Source organism: Caballeronia sp. LZ035, from assembly GCF_031451175.1.
Classification (GTDB): domain Bacteria; phylum Pseudomonadota; class Gammaproteobacteria; order Burkholderiales; family Burkholderiaceae; genus Caballeronia.
In genome coordinates this window covers 878922-895023 of sequence record NZ_JARUXS010000003.1, presented here as the reverse complement: position 1 = coordinate 895023, position 16102 = coordinate 878922, and the positions used below count along the sequence as shown (strand labels likewise).

Sequence of the window (16102 nt, the reverse complement as noted above, 5' to 3'; positions counted from 1 at the left end):
CCGCCGCCGTCGCCGATGTTCGAGCTGCGCGATGTCAGCTTCGCCGTGCCGGGGCGCGTGCTGCTGCATCCGTTGTCGCTCGCATTGGAGGCGCATCGCGTGATCGGACTGATCGGCCACAACGGTTCGGGCAAGTCGACCCTCGTCAAACTGCTCGCGCGGCAGCATGAACCGGCGCAGGGCGAGATCCGCTTCGAGCACGAGCGCCTCGACCGGTGGCCGGGACGCGCGCTCGCGCGCAGACTTGCCTATCTGCCGCAGTACACGCCTTCGGCCGCGGGCATTCTGGTCCACGAGCTGGTGCGCTTCGGCCGCCATCCCTGGCATGGCGCGCTAGGCCGTTTCTCGCGGGAAGACCGCGAGAAGGTGGAGGAGGCCATGGCGCTCACCGGCGTCGATCGTTTCGCGGGCCGTCTCGTCGATACGCTGTCAGGCGGCGAGCGCCAGCGTGTCTGGCTGGCAATGCTGGTCGCGCAGAACGCGGACTGTCTGCTGCTCGACGAGCCGATCTCGGCGCTGGATGTCGCGCATCAGGTCGAGGTCATGTCGCTAGTGCGCGAGTTGTCGCGAGCGCGGGGGCTGGGCGTGGTGGTCGTGCTGCACGACATCAACATAGCGGTGCGCTTTTGCGACGAAATCATCGCGCTGCGCGGCGGCAAGCTGTGCGCGCGCGGCACGCCGGCCGAGATCATGACGGCGGCGCGTCTCGAAGAAATTTACGGCATCGCGATGGAAGTCATGCCACATCCGCATACCGGCGAGCCGGTGTGCATGGTCCGATAAAGGGTTCTACATGAGCGACACTTTGCAACACGAAGACAAGCCCGAGGTTCACTTCGGACGGGAGCTGTTCCGGCTGTTCCGTCCGTTCTGGCACCTGAGCCTGTTCGCCACGACGATGGGCGGCCTCGCGGGTCTGGCGACGGCCTGGCTGCTGGCCGCCATCAACGACGGCCTGCACGCGCCGGGCGGTATCTCCGGGCGCACCGTCGCGACCTTTATCGGCTTGTGTGCGATTGCGCTGGCGGGAAACGCGATTTCCGGCGTGGGCAACAGCATGATCGGACAGAAGATCATCGCGTCCTTGCGCAAGGATATTTCCGCGCGCATCGTGTGCGCGCCAATTGCGGCAGTGGAACGCTATCGGGTGCACCGGCTGCTGGCCACGCTCAACAGCGATGTCGATACCGTGAGCGCGTTCACCTTCAACTTTCCGAGCTTCGCAGTGGCGCTGGCAATCGCGATGGGCTGCATCGTGTACATGCTGGTGCTGTCGCCGTTGTTGTTCCTGCTGGCGCTGGCAGCGATCCTCGGGGGACTGGGCATCAACCATTACGCGTCGTTGCGCTGGGATCATCATTATCAGGGCGTGCGCGGCGCGCAGGATGCGCTGCAGAAGCAGTACCGGGCGATCACCGAAGGCGCGAAGGAATTGCGGCTGAGCCGCGAACGGCGCGCGCGCGTGTATGGCGAGCAGTTGTCGGGGGCGGCGGACACCATCGCGGATCTGAAGATTCGCGCGATGCGGCTTTTTTATGCGACGGGCGCGGTCGGCACGACGCTGTTCTTCATGGTGATCGGGATCATTCTTGTCTTGCAAGACCGGCTCGGCGTGGATTCCAAAGTGGTGAGCGGCTTCGTGATCGTGTTGCTCTACATTCGCGGGCCCATCGAACAGATTGCAGGCGGCGTGCCCGCGCTGATTCAGGCGCGCGTGTCGTTCCGGCGCATCGCCGAGTTGTCTTCCCAGTTCGAGAATCGCGAACCGCGCCTGCTGGATCGCGACATCGCGTCGCCTGCTTCATCCGTCGCGCCGCTGCAGAGCATTGCGCTGCGTGGGGCGGTTCATGCGTTTCCGGCTGTCGGCGATGCCGCGCCGTTTCAACTGGGGCCGGTCGACCTGGAGATTCGTCGCGGAGAAACGCTGTTCATCGTCGGTGAGAACGGCTGCGGCAAGACCACGCTGGTGAAGCTGCTGTTGTCGCTCTATACGCCGGGCCGAGGTCAGTTGCTTGCCGATGGCCGGCCGATTCCCGACGACCGGCTCGACGATTATCGCCAGCAATTTTCCGCGGTCTTTTCCGACTACCACCTTTTCGACGATCTCGTTGCGAGCGATCCGGACACGGTCAGGCGCGCGCAGGGCTATCTCGAGAAGCTGGAACTGGCTCACAAGGTACGCATCGAGGGCGGCGCGTTCTCGACCATCGACCTGTCGGCCGGGCAGCGCAAGCGGCTCGCGCTGGTGCACGCTTATCTCGAGAACCGGCCGTGGATGGTGCTGGACGAATGGGCCGCCGATCAGGACCCGACGTTTCGCCGCTTCTTCTACACGGAAATGCTGCCGGATTTGAAGCGGCAGGGTAAGACGCTGATCGTCATCTCGCACGACGATCGATACTTCGAGCAGGCCGATCGGGTTATCCGGCTGGAACAGGGGCGCATCGTGCGCGTGGAAGCGGGCAGCATGTTTTCGTACACGACTTGATTGGGGTGGGGTAATACGGTGTCGTATGGGTTGGTGGGGTGCAACCATTCGACGACTCGGGCGATGGTGAAGCGTCGAGTTGCTCGAATGGCGCGGCGACAGTGACGGTGGTGGGATGGCGGCGAGTTCAGCCGCGACGAGACCGGCCGATACGCCGTCGCCGGAAGTCAGCACCACAGGCTTTTGCAGCGTGAATTCGCTCAACCGTTCGCGCAGTGCGCTCGCCGCGACGAACACCGCGCCTTTGACGTGCCCACGCCGGAATGCCAGGCTGGCGTCGATGTCGATGAGCTGCACCCGCGCTTCGTCGAGGTCACGGGCAAGCTGATCCGCCTCGACCCAGCGCGTGCGCTTGCCGTGCGGCCGGACCCGGCGCGGTTCGGGGCCGGTGTCGAAGGCTGCGGCGGTAAGTGCGGCGCTCGATGTATCGTCGAGCACGCGAACATCGAGATAACCAAGCTGCTTCAGCCACGACGCGGTCATGCGGGCGCGTACGCCGTCGTCGTCGCGCAGCACGACGCGTGCATGCAGCGTGCAGACGTATTCGTCCGTGGCCTGCACGAGCTGACCTCCGGGCGCCGAGCGCCAGCCTGCCGGGTGGCCGGCTTCGTATTCCAGCGGGTCGCGCACATCGAAGCAATACAGCGTGCGCTGCGCGCTTTCCTTGTCGAGCGCGGCGAGTTCCTGCAGATCGATGAACGGAACCTTGGCGCGCTGCGCCGCCGCGCCGGCCAGTTCACGTGCGGCGGCGAGCGTGTGCGCGTCCGGACGCGGCGCGATTCGATGGCCCATGATGCGCGGGGTCAGGCCGTTGCAATCCGGCAGGGAGGAAGCGGCATGTTTTCGCCGTTGATGAACGCTGCCGCGCAGCGGACGGCGAACCGGCAGGCGCCTTGACTATTGGCGAAGACGCCGAGATCGCCCAAGGAAGTGGCTTCACCGTCTTCCTCGAGAATCGAGGCGCGCGCAATGAACAGGTTGCCCAGGCGAACCGCGGAGGCCTGAATCGCAGCGCCGTTATGGTAGGAAATCATCGATGAGCACCTGCGCTGACGTGAGATCAATAAGCTGGGGCAGGATGCACCCCAGTCTTCCGGACGGGTGAACGGGCTGATGCGCTCGTCGTTCACCACAAGTCTCGATCCTAGTCCGCTTCGTCGCCGGGTTGAACGTAGTTATGATGCATTGCTTATCTCTTGTTTCGCCGGATGCCCGGATGCGACCGCGACCGCGTGCTCACAGGAACGGCTTGTCTCCATTGATGGTCACGCGATATCCCGAACGCACCTCCGGGTAGTAGTCCCATACTGCAAGATGCTGCACCGCGCGGTTGTCCCAGAAGGCTATCGAGTCCGGCTCCCAGCGAAAGCGCACCTGAAACTCGGGTGAGGCGAAGCGCTCGAACAGCAGCCGCAGGATGCCGTCGCTCTCGGCGGCAGGCACATTGTCGATATGCGTGGTGAAGTTCGAATTCACGAACACGCCCTTGCGGCCCGTCTCGGGGTGCGTGCGCACCACGGGATGTGACGCTTTGGGAAAGCGCTTGCCGGTATCGTCGATACCGCGCAGCCGATTGCGCTGCCGATAGGTTGGCTCGCCATCGTGCGTCGCCGTCAGGCCTTCGAGATACCTGCGCAAGCCGGGCGACAGTGACTCATACACCGCGTATGAGCTTGAAAAGAGGGTGTCGCCGCCATGCGAAGGCAGGGTGTGCAAATGCAGGATGCTGCCCATCGGCGGAGCTTCGTCGCAGGAGACGTCGCTGTGCCAGCGGTCGCCGGCCACCCGCTTCGTGCCGGCATCGCTATGGATGGTGAGGATCTCCGGATATCCGTCCGGTCCGGGACTGTTCGGGTGGATATGCAGCGAGCCGAAGTGCCGGCCGAACGCAAGGTGCTGATCGAGCGTGATGGGCTGATCGCGAAGGAAGATCACCTGGTGCGCCAGCAGCGCTCGGCGCACGTCCGCCACTTGCTGCGGTACGAGCGGCTGCGTCAGATCGATGCGGCCGATCAACGCGCCGATATGCCGCGTAAGCGGTTGCACGGAAATGGTTTCGTACGTTGTATCAAGCATGACGGTGCTCCTCGTTTGATGTGCGTGGTCGGGATCGTGCGAACCGGGCTTGAAAGGAAAACCCGCGCTGTACGGTTGCTCCAGCCTGATGACCGCCGTGAGGCCGTCCGGCGTCTCGATCCGATGCAGAGCCGACAAGGCGGCAAACACCCGATGATGACGTGCGCACCCAAAAAATCTAAACGAGCAAAAGGAATGTCGATATCAATCGACAGCAGATGTGGTTTGCATCGGTTCTGATGAAGAAGCCTGCGGAGAGGGCATCACGGAACGACGGGTTCATATGAAAACGCCCGGTGCGCGATGACGATATCGCGCACCGGTTGCGTGTCTTCTCAACGTGCGGCGATGGATGCCGCCGGACTGCATGAGGGCGAGCTCGCCCGAGATAGCGTCTATTGCTCGTCCTGAGGGACACTCCACTCAAGCGGTCGGCTCGACCTGCATCGGCAAGCTGTCGTCCGATCCCCACTCGCCGAGCGACGCGTCGTAGAGCAAGACGTCCTTGTAACCGAGCTTGGTCAGCGCGAACACGTCGAGGCTTGCCGACACTCCACCGCCGCAATAGGCAATGACCCGTTGCGAAGGCTCGATCCCCGCTGATCCGAACACGGCCTGCAACGCCGCATCATCGAGCAGGCAACCGCTGTCGGCGTCGAGCAGCGAACCGGCCGGGACGTTGATGCTGCTCTCGATGTGCCCGCGCCGCCCCTTGCGCGGCGCTTCTTCTCCGCTGTATTGCGTGGGTCTCAGCGCGTTGACGATGCGCGTGTGCGGCGCGCCGATCGCGCTCAGCACGTCATCACGCCCGGCGACGAGCCGACGCGCCGGCGAGGCCACGAAGCGCCCTGGTGCGGCCGGCGCGGAAGGTCCCGCTTCGAGTGCACGTCCCTCGGCCCGCCACCTGGCGAGGCCGCCATCGAGGATGTGAGCATTGTCGAAGCCATAGACGCGCAGCATCCACCAGACGCGTGTGGCCCACCAGATGTTGCTCGTGCTGTAGATGACGACGAGGCTGTCGTTCGACACGCCGAGTGTCGACATGGCCTGGGCAAATGCGTCGCGCGGCGGCAGCATCAGATGCACTTGATGCGAGCGGTCGGAGAGATCAGCCTCGATGTCGATGAAATGCGCCCCAGGAATATGCGCGGCCTCGAAAGCTTCTCGCTCGGGATGCACGCGCTGCTGGATGACAGGGTCGACCTGCATGGTTGCGCTGCAGTCGAACAGACGGAGGTCGGGGCAGCCGAGGTGAGCGGCGAGCCACGCGGTATCGACGAGAAAGCCGGGTGCGCGATGACCTTGCGCGGTGTTTGAGTGGTGCTGCGAGTCGGACATGGACTACTCCGGAGAAGCGCCGGCGAGCTCAGGCACTTGGCGCGAGACGCCGTTGCAGCCAGGCGATGAATTGATCCGCCAGGTAGCCGACGATCATCGTCAGAATGACGTAGGCATAGACCTGCGCGGACTGGAAATAGCGCTGCGCCTGCACGATGGCTTCGCCGAGCCCGCCGCCCGACACCATCTCGGCCGTGAACACGGTAATCAGCCCGACGGGAAATGCCACTCGCAAGCCGGTGATGAGCGACGGCACGCTGGCGGGCAGGATCACGCGGCGGAACAGTTCGTGGCGACGCGTGCCGAGCGCGAGCGCGGCCCAGCGCAGTTTCTGCGGCACCAGTGCGGCCCCGGACTGCGCGGCGAGCAAGAACGGAAAGACACAGGTGGCGAAGACGAGCACCACTTTTGACAAGTCCGCCACGCCGAACCAGACCGTGATGACCGGCACCAGCGCGATCTTCGGCAGCGGATAGCCGAAGGCAACATAGGGCTCGCACCACCAGCGTAGCCAGCGCACTTCGGCAATGGCGAAGCCGACCGGAATGCCGACGGCCGCGGCAAGCGCCACACCCAAGACCGCGCGCAGCACGCTGGTGCCGAGCGTGTCGGCGATGAGGGACGTCGTCACGATGCCGGTCAGCGCATCCCATACGGCGGGCAGCGGCGGCAGGAAAATCGCGCGCACCCAGCCGAGCGAGACGGCGAGTTGCCAGAGCGCCAGCACGCCGGCAATCGGCAGGGCGGTGAGGCAGGCGCGACGGATGAACTCGCCGATACGAGGCAAGGTCGGCGCGGAGGAGGACGTCAGGCGGAGCGAAGGCATGCAAACTCGATCGGTTTCAGGACGTGGCACGCCGGGCGCGGCGCGGGCGGGCCGTTGCACTGCTTTCATGCCAGCGCAGCAGCCGCGCGGAGATGCCGCGCAACGCGATGTCCGCCAGCCACGCGGCCAGCGTTGCCGCGACGAGGCCGGCGAGCAGATAGTCATAGCTGCCCTGCTCGCCGTACTGAAGCATCAGTTTGCCGATGCCCTGATTGGAGACGATCATCTCGCAAGACACGGCGACGAGCACCGAAAGCCCGAGCGCCACGCGCACACCCGCGAGCACCTGCGGCAGCGCGGCGGGCAACAGCACGCGCCAGACAATCTGCAGCGGCGGCGTGCCGAGCGTCCGCGCGCTCCAGATCAGCACCTGCGGCACGTCGCGGGTGCCGCGCAGCGTGTAGGCGATGAGCGGCAGCATCGCGGTGACGGCCACCACCACGACATTGGTCGCGCCGCCCACGCCGAACCAGAGCACCAGCAGCGGAATCAGCGTGGTCTTCGGCAGCGCGTAGGTGCAGCGCACGAGCGGCGACACGAGTACGTCGAAGCGCGGCCACAGCGCCATCGCCATGCCGAGGAGACAGCCGAGCACGCTTCCGGCCGCGAGACCGAGTGCGGCCGAACATACGGTCGACCAGAGATTGCCGAAGAGTTCGCCGCTGCGGATCAGATGCAGACCCGCGCGCCACACCTCGGCGGGAGCGGGCACGAAGCCTTGCGGAAACAATTCGAGGCGCGCGGCGGTTTCCCACGCGAGCAGGAACGCGAGCACGGACAGCACGCCGGTCAGCGGTTTCGCCACTTCTTCGCGGCGGGCGAGCGCGGTGAACATCAGCGGTGCGCCTCGTCGTCGTGACCGCGCACCTGGTCGCGCACTGCGAGCCACACTTCGTTGCGCAGTTCACGGAAACGTTCGGACAGCATGATCGATTCGCGGCCCTCGCCATGATCGAGATCCACGTCGATGCGTTTCACGATGCGTCCCGGCCGGCGCGACATCACGTACACGGTGTCGCACAGATACACCGCTTCGTCGATGTCGTGCGTGACCAGCAGCAGCGTGTTTTCCGACGCGTTCCATAAATCGAGCAGGGCATCCTGCATGTATTCGCGCGTTTGCGCGTCGAGCGCGCCGAACGGCTCGTCCAGTAGAAGGATCGGCGGCTCGGTGGCGAAGGTGCGTGCGAGCGCGACGCGCTGGCGCATGCCGCCCGAGAGATCGCGCGGGTAATGATGCTCGAAGCCCTGCAGATGCATGCGGGCGATGTAACGCTCGACGATCCGTGCGGTCTCACGCTTGCTCACGCCCTTGCGCCGCAATCCATACGCGATGTTGTCGGCCACCGTCAGCCAGGGAAACAGCGCGTATTCCTGGAACACGACACCGCGCTCGACCCCCGGCCCGTCGATCCGTGCGCCGAATGCGCTGGCCGTGCCCGCGCTCGGCTCGACGAAGCCGCCCACCACATAGAGCAGCGTGCTCTTGCCGCAGCCCGACGCGCCGACCAGCGCCACGCGCGAACCTGGCGCGACGTGCAGGTCGACGCCGTCGAGCGCCGTGGTACGCGCGCCGTCCTTGTCGAACCATTTGGACACGCCTTCGATGGCGATGGCGTCCGCGCGCTGCAAGACGGCGTTCATGCGCGACGCGGCAGGTACGAGGCGTCAACGAACGACGCGACCGAGACGGGCTTCGGCAGCAAGCCCAGCTTGCTCATTGCATCGACCGACGGCTGGATGCTCGCCGCCGAGATGGTGGCGTTCGGGTCGCGGTAGAAGTCCTTGTTCGTCAGGAAGTATTCGTCCAGCGACTTCGCCGGCGTCTTCGCGAGATCCGCGGTGAGTTCGACGACTTTCTGCCGGTTCGCGGGCGCGTAGATCCACTGCTGCGCCTCGACATAATCCGCGAGCCACGCGCGCACGGCTTGCGGTTGCGTCTGCAGGAAGCGGTTGCGTGCGCTCTGGAACAACACCGGATAGGGCGGTACCACGCCCACTGCGTCGAACAGCGTGCGAATGCCGCCGCGCTTCGCCTCGTCCACCTGGAACGGCATCGCCAGCACGCCGCAGTCGACGCGCTTCTGCCGCAGCGCCGGCCCGATGTTGCCGAACGGCATCTCGACGACACGCACGTCCTTCTTCGGGTCGAGGCCGTGCTGCTGAAGCGCGATGCGCAGAATGATGTCGACGCTGCCGTTGAACGCGTTGACGGCGACCGACTTGCCCTTCAGGTCCTCGATGCGCTTGATCGGACTGTCCGCCAGCACGACGAAGGGGTTCGACGCGTAGCCTTTCACCGCGTCACGGTGGATCTCCGCGACGGCTTTCACGCCGCCCGGCACTGCATCCGTGCCGATCAGCGTGGCGAAACTCGTGAAGGCGAGCGTGCCGAGATCGGCCTGCTCGGCGGCAAGCAGCGTCGCCACGCCGGGCGTGCCGCGCGCGGTCGTGGTTTCGATCACGTACTCCTTGCCATGACGCTTCAGCACGTTGGCCTTGAACCAGTCGCTGAAGATCACCGTCTCCAGTTCGCCGGGGCCCACGACGCCCGCGCTCGCATAGCGGATGGTCGGCGGCGCGGCGCGCGAGATCATCGGAAACGACAGCGCGGCGGCCGCCGCAGTGCCTTGTGCGAGAAAGCGGCGTCGGCTGGAGTTGGGCGGAGTGGTCTTCATGACTTGTGGTAGTCCGGTGGTTTTTATAGGGAGCGGGTGCGTTGTCCCGGCTGCTCAGTGCGCCGGGCGGTCGAGGCCGAGATGCTCGCGCAGCGTCGTGCCGGCGTAGTCTTCGCGGAAGACGCGGCGCGTCTGCAATTCGGGGACGACCAGGCGCACGAAGTCCTCGACGCCGCCGGGGAGGTAGGGCATCTGCACCATGAAGCCGTCGCAGGCGCGCGCGTCGAACCATTCCTGCATGCGCGCGGCCACGGTGCTGCCGGAGCCGTTGAAATCGCGCAGCGGGCCGATGCCGTAGCGCTTGCCGATATCGCGCAGCGACAGGTTCTGCTTGCGCGTGAGTTCAGCCACTTCGCGGTAGTGTCCCTGCACGCCGGCGACGTCGAGATCGGGCAGCACTTCGTCTTGCGGAAACGGCGAGAGGTCGACATCGAGCTGATAAGAAAGCGTCGACAGGCCGGCTTCCGGCTCGCACAGCGAGTCGAGCAGCGCCTGCGTGTCCCGTGCAATCGCATCGGTCTCACCGACCACCGGCACCATGCCGAGCAGCACGTTGACCTGATCGGGGTCGCGGCCGAACTTGCGCGCGCGTTCCTTGATGTCGGCGTAGAACGCCTGCGCGGACTCGATCGACGAATGCGTGACGAAGATCACCTCGGCCCATTTCGCCGCGAAGTCTCGTCCGCGATCCGAAGCGCCTGCCTGGATGAAGACCGGGCGGCCTTGCGGCGGGCGGCTCACATTGAGCGGCCCGGCTACGTCGAACCACTTGCCATGGTGATCGATGGGCGCGACACGGGACGGGTCCGCGAACTGGGGCGCGGCGCGGTCCCACTTGAGCGCGTCGTCGTGCCAGCTGTTCCACAGCTTGCACGTCACGTCGACGAACTCCTCGGCGCGGGCATAACGCTCATCGCGCGAGAGCTGTTCCTTGAGGCCGTAATTGCGCGCTTCCGCGTCCTGGAACGAGGTGACGATGTTCCAGGCGGCGCGTCCGGCGCTCAGGTGGTCCATGGTCGCGAGCGAGCGCGCCACCTGGAAGGGCGAGAAGTACGAGGTCGAAATCGTCGCCGCGAGACCGAGCCGCGAGGTGCTACCGGCAATGGCAGTCAGCACGAGCAGCGGGTCGAGACGCAATGCGCCGAGCGCGCCGTGCTTGAGCTGGCTGTCGAGGCTGTCGCCGAGACGGCGGGGAAGCGCCTGGATGTCCGGCATGAACATCATGTCGAACTTGCCGGCTTCGAGCTGGCGGCCGAGATCCTGATAGAAGCGCACATTCAGAATGTCATGTTGCGCGGACGGATAGCGCCAGCCGCCATGATGGCCCGAGACCGGGCCGGCCATGACATAGGCGGCCAGCTTGATTTGGCGAGACAGGGAGGTCGACATCGTGCTGATTCAGAGAAGGGGCCAAACGGGGAGCGCTGTCTCGCACCGGACGTGTTCCGGTGCGTCATGCGTACGGGGCGGGAGTATATCGATGCCCTCTGCTATCCCAAATCTCGAATAAAGATATTGAAAGCAGTCAGGTCGTTAAAGGATGCGCAGCGTAGTTTGCAGGCTGCCGCAGTGTCTCGACGACCTGTGCCGCTTGAAGATGCAACGCCGTGGTCGATCCGCTCCGGCTTCGCCGTATGTCATGCGATCTACTGGCATACTGTCATCTTCATCGATCGGCTTCTCCCAGCGGTCGCGGCTGTCTCACGGAGCTATTGGACGGTATCGCGCCCCGTTGCCTCGCCACTCTGTTTCCACGCTGCATGAGCCGCATTTCGAACGCTTCTTCCTCCGCATCCGGCGCACAGGGTCTTCATCGAGCTGTGCAGATACTGCGCGAAGTCTCGACTCGCGAGCGACAGGGTGCACGGCTGGTCGATATCGCGGATGCGCTGACGCTCGAGCGACCCACCGCCCACCGAATTCTGAAGGCGCTATTGAACGAAGGCCTTCTGCGTCAGGATGCGGACACCCAGCGCTACCACCTGGGCGCTCAAGTCTACGAACTCGGCCTGTGCGTGTCTCCTCGTTTTCATCTCCGCGATATCTGCGCGCCTCTGCTTGCGAGGCTCGCAAGCGAGACTGGCGATTCCATCTACCTGGTGGTGCGCAGCGGTTTCGACATTGTCTGCCTGAGCCATATGGAAGGATCCTTTCCGATCCGCACCACGACGCTCGTAGGCGGCGGACGCCGTCCGCTTGGAGTCGGCGCGGGTAGCCTCGCGCTATTGATGACTTTCGACGACGCGGAGATCGACCATATCATCGAGGTCAACGCGGCACGCTTCGCCCGCTTCGGCGCGCAAACGCCCGCACGTCTGCGTGCGGCGATCGAGCGCTCGCGGGCGCAGGGTTATGCCGTCAACGACGAAGATGTGTTGCCCGGCGTGAGCGCCATCGGCATGGTGATCGCCCAGCCGGGTAGCCAGCCTTACGCGGCCGTCAGCATTGCAGCGATATCTTCCCGCATGCAGGGCGAGCGCCGTGAGGCACTCGCGCAATCGTTGCGAAAAGAGGTGGAAGCGTTCGCCCCTGCAGCGGCGGCCGTCGCGCCTTTCTGGAATGCGCGTGATTCCTGATGCCATGTGCGCCGCCCAATCGTTCGCCGCACGCGTGCCGCGTCTCGCAAAGCGCTTCTCTCCATTCTTCATTCGCGGCACATGAACGATAAAACGACCAAGGATTCGCGCGCCGTCCCTGGCGCTCAAGGCATCCAGCGTGCGTTCGCGGTGCTGCGCGAGGTCGCGGCACGTGAACATGAAGGCGCGCGGCTCATGGATATCGTGGTCGCTCTCGAGCTGGAACATCCGACGGCACATCGACTGCTGAACGCGCTCGTCGCCGAGGGCCTGGCGCGACGAGACGCCGCCACGCGCCGCTATCACCTGGGTCATCTCGTATACGAATTCGGCATCGGTGTGCGTCCCCATGAGTCGCTTCGTCAACTGTGCGCGCCAACGCTTGTTCAACTGGCCCGGCGCACTGTGGACTCGATTTTCCTGATGGTCCGCAGCGGTCTGGACATGGTGTGTCTCGACATGATCGAGGGCACGTACCCGATCAAGGCCAACACGCTGGCCGTCGGCCAGCGCCGCCCGCTTGGCGTGGGTGCAGCCAGTCTCGCCTTGTTGCTCACCATGCCGGAACACGAGGTCGACGCTGTCCTCGCCATCAACGCCGCGCGCTTGCCCGAATACCACAACATGTCGGAGCAGGCCGTGCGCAGCTTGCTGGACGCGTCACGGGCGACCGGCTATGCGCTGGTGGACGGCGATACGACCGCGGGCGTGAGCGCCATCAGCGTCGCGTTGCGGCGTCCCGAAGGCGCTCCGTTCGCGGCGATCACCATCGGCGGCGTGTCATCGCGTTTCACGCTGGAGCGTCGGGCAGGGCTCGCTCAGATGCTCGCCAACGAGGTTCGGGCGATCGAGCGTCGGCGCGATGTGCCGGCCGAAAGCCGGGACTAGCGCGCTTGGGCCCGCCGCACCACGGCGTGACCGCTCGCGACAAGATGCTCGCCTACCGAGGCCCTCAGGATGCAGCGCCACGTGTCGCTGTCGCGCGCTTCGATCTCGACCGATATCGACACGATATCGCCAGGCCGCACGGGGCGGGCGAAGCGCGCCTCGATCTGCTGCACGAACGCAGCGGGTCCCGTCCAGTCGGTGATCGCCTGCGCCATGAAGCCCATGGTCAGCATGCCATGCGCAATGACACCGCCGAGTCCGGCCGCTTGCGCGTAGGGCAGGTCGTAATGAATGCGGTTGTAGTCGTCGGATGCGCCCGCGTAGCGAACCAGTTGCTCCGTGGTCAACGCCGGCTTGACGAGTTCGAAGCGGTCGCCGACGCTCGCCTGTGTCAGTGTCGTCGACGTCATGCGAGACTCCCGCGCGCCACCTGCTCGGCGGACCGGTAGATCGTGCTGCGGTGAACCACGGCGAGCGCAATGCCATCGGCGCTTGTGCAGGTCATCGACTGGCGCAGGATCTGCATGGTTCCCTTGCTGCCATTGCGTTCGTCGACGGCGACGAGTTGCGTGCGGCATTCGAGCCGCAGACCGGCCACGAGCGGCTGCGTGTAGTCGAAGCGAATCTCGCCGGCGACGATCCTGCGGAAATCGAGCGGCGCGATCCACGGCAGCGCGGCGGGTGCGCGAAAACAGGTGGGAAAGGTAGGCGGCGCGACCACGTCCGGATAGCCGTGGGTGCGTGCGAATGCGGCGTCATGAAAGAGCGGGTTGGCGTCGCCGATGGCGCGGGCAAACTTGCGTATCGCGCCCGCCTCGATGTCCACATGAAAGGGCTCGCTCCATGTTCCAACGAACGCCCGGTCGATCTCGCTCATGCGTCCTCCGTCAGTCGAGCCGTTCGATGATCGTCGCCGTACCGAGCCCGCCGCCGCAGCACATCGACACCAGCGCGTAGCGTCCGCGCCGGCGTTCCAGTTCGTTGAGCACGATGGTGAACAGCCGGGCACCCGACGAACCGAGCGGATGCCCGATCGCGATCGCGCCGCCGCAGACATTCACGCGCTCCAGCGGCACGCGGGTTTCGGCCAGCCACGCACCGAGCACCGATGCAAATGCTTCGTTGATTTCGAACAGGTCGATATCGTCAACCGTCAGACCTGCGCGCGCCAGAATCTGCTGCGTGGCCGGAATCGGCCCCGTCAGCATCAGATCGGGCGCTACGCCGACCACACGTTGCGCGACGACCCGCGCGCGCGGCTTCAGACCCGAAAGCGCAGCCGCTGCGCGCGACATCAGGAGAAGCGCGGCGGCGCCATCGGAAACCTGGCTCGCGTTGCCGGCTGTCACGCGGCCGCCCTCCTGAAAGGCCGCTTTCAGGGAAGCGAGCCGTTCGGCCGACGTGTCGTACCGGATGCCTTCGTCGCGGGTGAAGAGACGCCCGTCGGGCAAGTCGACGGACAGAATCTGCCCATCGAAATAGCCCGCGTCGCTTGCTTGCGCGGCAAGCTGGTGACTGCGCAAGGCCAGCGCATCCAGCGATTCGCGCGACAGGTCCCAGTGCGCGGCGATGCGCTCGGCGGCAATGCCCATCGACGGCATGGAAAAACGTTCAACCAGTTCGGGCGGATGGCGTCGGCCGTAGCGCGTGTCGTCATTGGCGCCCGCCGTGCGCGACATCAGTTCAACTCCGCCGGCGAGCACTACGTCGCAGGTACCGGTGGCGATCAGGTTGTGCGCGATATGCACCGCTTGCTGCGACGACCCACAGGCGCGCTGCACCGTCATGCCCGGCACGGTGACCGGGAAGTCGGCCATCAACAGCGCGGTGCGGGCGACATTGCCCGCCTGCTCGCCGACCTGCGTCGCGCACCCCGCGACTACATCGTCGATTCGTTCGCGCGGCAGGCCGTTGCGCTCGACGAGCGCCGCCAGCACCTTGCCGAGCAGGTCCGCCGCGTGTTGCTCCGCGAGCGCGCCATTGCGCCGCCCGACCGCGGTGCGCAGCGCATCGACGATCACCGGTTCGTTGTCGTGGCCAGTCATCGTGACGCTCCTATTCCTTGGTGCCGGTGGGCCACTGGCTCAATTTGCGGCCGAGGATGTGACTGGCGATCATGTTCTTGTGGATCTGCATCGTGCCGCCGTAGATGGACCCGCCGCGCACTTCGCGGTAGCGCGCCTCGACGGGGTACTCGGTCATATAGCCGTAGCCGCCCAGGACCTGGATCGCGTCGTCGCAGATTTCCTTGGCCGCCTGAGCCACATACACCTTCGCCACCGAGGTTTCCAGGGGCGACGGCAGGCCGGCATTGGCGTTCGATGCCGCGCGCCATGTGAGCAACTGGGCGGCCTCGAGCTTGACCTTCATCTCGGCGAGCATCCATTGCATGCCCTGGAAGTCCGCGAGTTCCCGCCCGAACTGCTTGCGCTCCTTCGCATAGCCGAGTGCATATTCGTAGGCGGCCTGTGCCGAGCCGAGCATCCGCGCAATGCTGCCGAGCCGCTCTGCGTTATAGACGCTGATCAGCTTGGCGAACGCGCTGCCTTCGGCGAGCACGTTGGCGCGTGGTACGCGGCAGTCGGAGAAGAAGAGTTCGTACTGGCGCTCGCCCGCCATGTTGAGCGTGCCCGAGCTGCACGCAAAGCCGGGGGCGTCGTGCGGCACCAGCACCGCGCCGATATCGCTCGCGCGCCCGGTATTGCCGAAGCGGCAATAGACCAGCGTGTAATGGTTGTCCTTCACCGCGCTGATGAAGATCTTCTGTCCGTTCAGCACGACCTGGTCGCCGTCGATGCGGGCCCGCGTGGTCATCGCCGTGGCCGCCGAACCGGCGTCCGGCTCGGTGATGCCGATGCTGATGCCGATCTCGCCGCGCGCTACGCCGCCGACGAATTGCTCGCGCTGTGCATCCGTGCCGAGTTCGAGCACCGCGCCGACGGCGCCGGTCGACGTGCGATGCGTGAGGCCGCCGAGCTTCGCATCGACCGACTGGATGATCTGGATCAGCAGCAGGGTGTCGAGCAACGGCAATCCTACGCCGCCGTATTGCTGCGGCATGTTCAGACCGAGCAGCCCCTGATGCGCCATGTCACGGCGCAGGCTGGCGACGCGCTCGGGCGTGTCCGCCTCCTGTGCAAGGGCGCGCAGTTTGCCTTCGCAGACACGCCGTGTCGCGTCGATCAACTCGCGCTGTTGTGCGCTCAACTGAAAATCCATGGCCGGGGCTCCA

At 65.4% G+C, this 16102-nt stretch carries 15 protein-coding genes and 1 pseudogene; 4 read left to right on the top strand and 12 right to left on the bottom strand.

The annotated features are described in order from the left end of the window. The first annotated feature begins 15 nt into the window (after nucleotides 1-15). Entirely contained in the window at nucleotides 16-783 is a 768-nt protein-coding gene (locus tag QCE88_RS26985) for an ATP-binding cassette domain-containing protein (protein ID WP_309908785.1), read from the top strand. A 10-nt stretch (nucleotides 784-793) separates the two neighbouring features. Next, on the top strand, nucleotides 794-2488 hold the full coding sequence (locus tag QCE88_RS26980) for a cyclic peptide export ABC transporter (RefSeq protein WP_309907938.1): 1695 nt from the start codon (nucleotides 794-796) through the stop codon (nucleotides 2486-2488). A 180-nt stretch (nucleotides 2489-2668) separates the two neighbouring features. Here QCE88_RS26980 and QCE88_RS42110 read toward each other — a convergent pair. From QCE88_RS42110 to QCE88_RS26940, 8 genes and pseudogenes are all read right to left on the bottom strand, one after another. Next, nucleotides 2669-3280 (bottom strand): annotated as a pseudogene (locus QCE88_RS42110) (rhodanese-like domain-containing protein); the annotation flags it as partial. A gap of 444 nt (nucleotides 3281-3724) precedes the next feature. Next, the gene (locus tag QCE88_RS26970; protein WP_309907936.1) at nucleotides 3725-4564 is read right to left on the bottom strand and encodes a TauD/TfdA family dioxygenase; all 840 of its coding nucleotides are present in this window, start codon (nucleotides 4562-4564) and stop codon (nucleotides 3725-3727) included. A gap of 423 nt (nucleotides 4565-4987) precedes the next feature. Continuing rightward, nucleotides 4988-5902 (bottom strand): sulfurtransferase, encoded by a 915-nt coding sequence (locus QCE88_RS26965; protein WP_309907935.1) that lies wholly within the window; start codon nucleotides 5900-5902, stop codon nucleotides 4988-4990. Between the two features lie 28 nt (nucleotides 5903-5930). After that, nucleotides 5931-6728, bottom strand: coding sequence for an ABC transporter permease (locus tag QCE88_RS26960; protein WP_309813439.1), 798 nt, complete (start codon nucleotides 6726-6728; stop codon nucleotides 5931-5933). 16 nt (nucleotides 6729-6744) lie between these two features. Further along, the gene (locus tag QCE88_RS26955; RefSeq protein WP_309907934.1) at nucleotides 6745-7563 is read right to left on the bottom strand and encodes an ABC transporter permease; all 819 of its coding nucleotides are present in this window, start codon (nucleotides 7561-7563) and stop codon (nucleotides 6745-6747) included. Next, nucleotides 7563-8372 carry an ABC transporter ATP-binding protein gene (locus QCE88_RS26950; RefSeq protein ID WP_309907933.1) on the bottom strand — a complete coding sequence of 270 codons (810 nt, stop codon included), beginning with the start codon at nucleotides 8370-8372 and terminating at the stop codon, nucleotides 7563-7565. The genes QCE88_RS26955 and QCE88_RS26950 overlap by 1 nt, the downstream gene beginning before the upstream one ends. Next, the gene (locus QCE88_RS26945; protein WP_309907932.1) at nucleotides 8369-9406 is read right to left on the bottom strand and encodes an ABC transporter substrate-binding protein; all 1038 of its coding nucleotides are present in this window, start codon (nucleotides 9404-9406) and stop codon (nucleotides 8369-8371) included. The genes QCE88_RS26950 and QCE88_RS26945 overlap by 4 nt, the downstream gene beginning before the upstream one ends. A 54-nt stretch (nucleotides 9407-9460) precedes the next feature. Continuing rightward, nucleotides 9461-10795 carry an LLM class flavin-dependent oxidoreductase gene (locus tag QCE88_RS26940; RefSeq protein WP_309907931.1) on the bottom strand — a complete coding sequence of 445 codons (1335 nt, stop codon included), beginning with the start codon at nucleotides 10793-10795 and terminating at the stop codon, nucleotides 9461-9463. Nucleotides 10796-11166: 371 nt separating this feature from the next. Here QCE88_RS26940 and QCE88_RS26935 point away from each other — a divergent pair, with 371 nt between their 5' ends. Together QCE88_RS26935 and QCE88_RS26930 are read left to right on the top strand one after the other, a co-directional pair. Beyond that, complete coding sequence (locus QCE88_RS26935) at nucleotides 11167-11982, top strand: IclR family transcriptional regulator (protein WP_309907930.1); 816 nt, start codon at nucleotides 11167-11169, stop codon at nucleotides 11980-11982. 81 nt (nucleotides 11983-12063) lie between these two features. Continuing rightward, the gene (locus tag QCE88_RS26930) at nucleotides 12064-12870 is read left to right on the top strand and encodes an IclR family transcriptional regulator (RefSeq protein ID WP_309907929.1); all 807 of its coding nucleotides are present in this window, start codon (nucleotides 12064-12066) and stop codon (nucleotides 12868-12870) included. Here the strand turns inward: QCE88_RS26930 and QCE88_RS26925 are convergent. Genes QCE88_RS26925 through QCE88_RS26910 form a run of 4 tightly spaced genes read right to left on the bottom strand, consistent with a single transcriptional unit; the run spans nucleotide 12867 to nucleotide 16089 of the window. After that, complete coding sequence (locus tag QCE88_RS26925) at nucleotides 12867-13280, bottom strand: MaoC/PaaZ C-terminal domain-containing protein (protein ID WP_309907928.1); 414 nt, start codon at nucleotides 13278-13280, stop codon at nucleotides 12867-12869. The two genes, QCE88_RS26930 and QCE88_RS26925, sit on opposite strands and share 4 nt — an antisense overlap. Next, complete coding sequence (locus tag QCE88_RS26920) at nucleotides 13277-13747, bottom strand: MaoC family dehydratase N-terminal domain-containing protein (RefSeq protein ID WP_309907927.1); 471 nt, start codon at nucleotides 13745-13747, stop codon at nucleotides 13277-13279. Before QCE88_RS26920 ends, QCE88_RS26925 begins: the two co-directional genes overlap by 4 nt. 10 nt (nucleotides 13748-13757) lie before the next feature. Further along, a complete protein-coding gene (locus QCE88_RS26915; protein WP_309907926.1) occupies nucleotides 13758-14915 on the bottom strand; it encodes a thiolase family protein in 1158 nt (385 codons plus the stop codon). A gap of 10 nt (nucleotides 14916-14925) precedes the next feature. Beyond that, nucleotides 14926-16089, bottom strand: coding sequence for an acyl-CoA dehydrogenase family protein (locus QCE88_RS26910; protein ID WP_309907925.1), 1164 nt, complete (start codon nucleotides 16087-16089; stop codon nucleotides 14926-14928). Nucleotides 16090-16102 lie beyond the last annotated feature (13 nt).

Excerpts from the sequence above, each read along its gene's own strand:
- QCE88_RS26985 (WP_309908785.1), top strand. The coding sequence starts at position 16 with ATGTTCGAGCTGCGCGATGTCAGCTTCGCCGTGCCGGGGCGCGTGCTG.
- QCE88_RS26915 (WP_309907926.1), bottom strand. The coding sequence starts at position 14,915 with ATGACTGGCCACGACAACGAACCGGTGATCGTCGATGCGCTGCGCACC.
- QCE88_RS26935 (WP_309907930.1), top strand. The coding sequence starts at position 11,167 with ATGAGCCGCATTTCGAACGCTTCTTCCTCCGCATCCGGCGCACAGGGT.
- QCE88_RS26970 (WP_309907936.1), bottom strand. The coding sequence starts at position 4,564 with ATGCTTGATACAACGTACGAAACCATTTCCGTGCAACCGCTTACGCGG.
- QCE88_RS26925 (WP_309907928.1), bottom strand. The coding sequence starts at position 13,280 with ATGACGTCGACGACACTGACACAGGCGAGCGTCGGCGACCGCTTCGAA.
- QCE88_RS26930 (WP_309907929.1), top strand. The coding sequence starts at position 12,064 with ATGAACGATAAAACGACCAAGGATTCGCGCGCCGTCCCTGGCGCTCAA.
- QCE88_RS26920 (WP_309907927.1), bottom strand. The coding sequence starts at position 13,747 with ATGAGCGAGATCGACCGGGCGTTCGTTGGAACATGGAGCGAGCCCTTT.
- QCE88_RS26940 (WP_309907931.1), bottom strand. The coding sequence starts at position 10,795 with ATGTCGACCTCCCTGTCTCGCCAAATCAAGCTGGCCGCCTATGTCATG.
- QCE88_RS26955 (WP_309907934.1), bottom strand. The coding sequence starts at position 7,563 with ATGTTCACCGCGCTCGCCCGCCGCGAAGAAGTGGCGAAACCGCTGACC.
- QCE88_RS26980 (WP_309907938.1), top strand. The coding sequence starts at position 794 with ATGAGCGACACTTTGCAACACGAAGACAAGCCCGAGGTTCACTTCGGA.
- QCE88_RS26960 (WP_309813439.1), bottom strand. The coding sequence starts at position 6,728 with ATGCCTTCGCTCCGCCTGACGTCCTCCTCCGCGCCGACCTTGCCTCGT.
- QCE88_RS26965 (WP_309907935.1), bottom strand. The coding sequence starts at position 5,902 with ATGTCCGACTCGCAGCACCACTCAAACACCGCGCAAGGTCATCGCGCA.
- QCE88_RS26910 (WP_309907925.1), bottom strand. The coding sequence starts at position 16,089 with ATGGATTTTCAGTTGAGCGCACAACAGCGCGAGTTGATCGACGCGACA.
- QCE88_RS26945 (WP_309907932.1), bottom strand. The coding sequence starts at position 9,406 with ATGAAGACCACTCCGCCCAACTCCAGCCGACGCCGCTTTCTCGCACAA.
- QCE88_RS26950 (WP_309907933.1), bottom strand. The coding sequence starts at position 8,372 with ATGAACGCCGTCTTGCAGCGCGCGGACGCCATCGCCATCGAAGGCGTG.